The following is a 3,644-nucleotide window of genomic DNA, read 5'->3' on the forward strand; positions in this document are numbered from 1 at the left end:
GCCGCCCATCATCTCCTGCGGGTGGAGATGCTGCGGCAGGATCGAGAATTTGACCGGACCGAAGATGGTCGAATGCAGCCCCATGAAGAAGAGGCAGGCGAGCAGCAACGGCACCGATTCCAGCCAGAAGCCGAGCAGCGCCGTGGTCATGATGACGACTTCGGCCGCCTTCACCGCGCGCACCAGCTTCGCCTTGTCCCAGGAATCGGCGATCTGCCCCGCCAGCGCGGAGAAGAGGAAATAGGGCAGGATGAACAGCCCCGTCGCGATCGTCGCCAGCAATTCCGCCTTGTCCGGTTCGGCGCGGAACAGGACGAAATTGGCGAGGAACAGCAGCGCGAATTTCAGTAGGTTGTCGTTGAATGCCCCAAGGAACTGGACGACGAACAAAGGCGCGAAACGACGTTTTCCAAGCAGCGACAGATCAGGTGCGGACATGAACAATACCCCCTTGGATGAGAGCAATAGGCAGTAGGTGTAGACGCGACGTTAAACGGTATCGGGCGTAGCCCACCTCTTCGTCGATCTCCTTCGTCTCCCGTCGCTGATAAACATAAATTGAGCAGTGATCAATTAAAATCTGAAGGATGGCCGTCGGCCCGTTTCCGTTGATCTGAAAGGTTGATGACAGCTTCCCCGCCTATGCGGCGGCGGTCCGCACTGGCGGACAGCATAACGCGACCCGCATGGCAAAGGCCGTTCGTTCAGGCGCTGGCGTCCCGATGCCCTCCCCTGCCGGATGGCGAGAGGATTTATGAACGACATCTGGACCCATATCGTCGCCGATTTTTCCAATCTCGGCTCTCCGTCCGCGCTCGCCGCCTTTGGCCAGGTGGTGCTGATCGACATCATGCTGGCGGCGGACAATGCCATCGTCGTCGGCGCGCTGGCCGCCGGCCTGCCGCCCGCATCGCGGCGCAAGGTGATCGCGATCGGCGTGATTGCGGCGCTGGTGCTGCGCATCGCCTTCGCGCTGCTGGTGACGCAGCTGATGCAACTGGTCGGCCTTGTCTTTGCCGGGGGCCTGCTGCTGGTCTGGGTCGCGTGGAAGATGTGGCGCGAACTGCGTTCGGGCGGCGAAGCCGAGGATGCCGAGGATATTGCCGGCAAGGCGGCACCCAAGGGCTTTGCCCAGGCGGCCTGGGCGGTCGCCATCGCCGACGTGTCGATGAGCCTGGACAATGTGCTCGCGGTCGCGGGTGCTGCCCGCGAACATCCCGGCATTCTCGTCGTCGGCCTGATCCTGTCGGTCGCGCTGATGGGCGTTGCGGCAAACCTGCTGGCCCGCGTGATCGAACGCTATCGCGCGATCGCCTATTTCGGACTGGTCGTGATCCTCTATGTCGCCGGCAAGATGATCTATGAAGGCGTGATCGACCCGGCGACGGGCCTCATGACTCTCTTCTGATATCCATAGACCTGAATCCGAGTGGTGCGCCGATCAGAACCAGCACCACTCGGGTCAGGTGATGGATGATGGCCACGCCGGGTTCGAGCGCAAGGCTGAGCGCCACCATGCTCATTTCGGCAAGGCCGCCCGGCGAATAGGCGAGCGTCAGCAGCACCGGGTCCAGCCCGGTCAGCGCGCTGACGCCGGCCGCCCAAGCAAATGTGACCGCCAGCAGGATCAGCGTCGATCCCGCCGCCAGCGCCAGGGTGCGCAGCAATGTCTTCAGCGTCAGACCCACGAAGCGGCAACCGATGGTGGCGCCAAGGCCGACCTGTGCAGCGGCGAGCGCCCAGCCGGGAATACGGAAATCGGCGAGGCCGCTCATATGGACGGCCGCGCTGACCGCCAGCGGCCCGACCAGATGCCAGGCCGGCAGGCGCAGCAGCCTGCCGATGAACAGCCCCGACACCACGCACCCGACCGCCCAGAGCAACAGGCTCCAGTCCGCGACCTCGCCCGTCACCGCAGCGGTGGGCGCGATGGCGACCGGCGCATGGTCCAGTCGGATGAGGAAGGGCAGGATGAAGACGACCAGAAAGATGCGCGCGCCATGGATCAGGCCGATGGCGCGTTCGTCGGCGCCACGTTCCGCTCCCATCACGACCATTTCGGCGATGCCGCCGGGCATCCCAGCAAAATAGGCGGTAACGGGATCGAACTTCGCGACCTTGCGAAAATAGGTGACGCAGAGCAGCGCCGCGCTGGCGAGGAAGAAAGGCAAGGCGAGGAGGGGGACGATCCAGTCGCGCGCCTGGGGCAGAAGATGCGGACCGAAGCTGCTGCCCAGCACCACGCCGATGACAGCCGCCATCGGTCGGCGGGTGGCGGACGATGCCTGGATCGGCAGGCCCGCGACGCTGGCGATGGCGCAGGCGGCCATCGATCCCAGCACCCATGGCAGGGGTGCGCCGATCTCCAGGAACAGCGCGCCGCCCCCTGCGCCCACGGCCAGCGCGGCGAGGAAGCGGAGGATCATCCCCGTGGTATCAGACCATAATCCGATCGGGATGTTGCGGACCATGGTCTGATTCCTTGTAGTTCATGCGACGAAGGGGAAAGCCAGCGCGATCATGCCGACCAGCGTCATGACGATGCAGACGGCGGCAGCCGGCACCAGGGTAAAGCGCTGATGGTCGGCCAGGTCGATTCCGGCGAGGCTGACCAGCAGATAAGTGGACGGTACCAGCGGGCTGAGCAGGTGAACCGGCTGTCCCATCAGCGACGCGCGGGCGATCGCCATCGGATCGACGCCATAATGCGACCCCGCCTCCGCCAGGATCGGCAACATGCCGAAATAGAAGGCGTCGTTGGAGATGAAGAAGGTGAAGGGCATGGACAGCAAAGCCGTGATCGGCGCCATATACGGCCCCAATGCGGGCGGGATGAAGCCAACGACTTCCTTGCTCATGGCTTCCACCATGCCGGTGCCGCCGAGGATGCCGGTGAAGATGCCGGCGGCGAAGATCAGCGACACGACCGACAGGACGTTGCCGGCATGGGCGGCGATCCGTTCCTTCTGCTGGGCAACGCCGGGATAGTTGACGATCATGGCGATGGCGAAGGCGATCATCATCAGGACCGACAAAGGCAGCACGCCCCAGACGAGCAGAACGAGCAGCGCGATCACAAGCGCGGCGTTGAACCAGCGCAGGTGCGGACGGCGCGCTTCGGGATATTGCGATACGCCGAGGTCGGCGATGTCGACCGGCTCGCGCTGGGTGGGCAGACGGACGTGACCCAGACGACGCCGTTCCTTGATCCCGAACCAGAAGGCGAGGCCCAGCAGGAAGGCAAGACCTGCGATCATGCCGGGGATGAGCGGCAGGAACAGGGTCGCCGGATCGAGCTTCAGCGCGCTGGCGGCGCGGGCGGTGGGGCCGCCCCACGGCGTCAGGTTCATGATGCCGCTCGTCACCATCAACAGGCAGACGAGGTAGATGCGCTTCATGTCGAACCGCTTGTAGAGCGGCAGAAGCGCAGCACAGGTGATGATGTAGGTCGTGGACCCGTCGCCATCCAGGCTGACGATCGCGCACAACACCACCGACCCCAGCAGGATCAGCAGCGGATCGCCATGCACCAGCTTCACCAGTCGCCCCACCAGCGGATCGAACAGGCCCGTATCCGTCATTGTCGAGAAGAAGAGGATGGCGAAGAGAAGCATCACGCCGGTGGGCGCCAGATTCTTGATGCC

3 protein-coding genes and 1 pseudogene are annotated in these 3,644 nt (G+C 64.2%); 1 reads left to right on the forward strand and 3 read right to left on the reverse strand.

Features of this window, described 5'->3' with window-relative positions; all coding sequences use genetic code 11:
• Positions 1-438: pseudogene (locus VMR39_RS09055) on the reverse strand (acyl-[ACP]--phospholipid O-acyltransferase); the annotation flags it as partial.
• A gap of 316 nt (positions 439-754) precedes the next feature.
• Between VMR39_RS09055 and VMR39_RS09060 the strand changes: the two are divergent.
• The gene (locus tag VMR39_RS09060; RefSeq protein WP_325415650.1) at positions 755-1,408 is read left to right on the forward strand and encodes a YjbE family putative metal transport protein; all 654 of its coding nucleotides are present in this window, start codon (positions 755-757) and stop codon (positions 1,406-1,408) included.
• Here the strand turns inward: VMR39_RS09060 and VMR39_RS09065 are convergent.
• Together VMR39_RS09065 and VMR39_RS09070 are read right to left on the reverse strand one after the other, a co-directional pair.
• Positions 1,392-2,471, reverse strand: coding sequence for an AbrB family transcriptional regulator (locus VMR39_RS09065; protein WP_325415651.1), 1,080 nt, complete (start codon positions 2,469-2,471; stop codon positions 1,392-1,394). The two genes, VMR39_RS09060 and VMR39_RS09065, sit on opposite strands and share 17 nt — an antisense overlap.
• An 18-nt stretch (positions 2,472-2,489) precedes the next feature.
• Positions 2,490-3,644 (reverse strand): citrate:proton symporter (locus VMR39_RS09070; RefSeq protein ID WP_325415652.1); only part of this gene is annotated, 1,155 nt, incomplete at its 5' end.

Source organism: Sphingobium sp. (genome assembly GCF_035511395.1).
Lineage (GTDB): Bacteria > Pseudomonadota > Alphaproteobacteria > Sphingomonadales > Sphingomonadaceae > Sphingobium.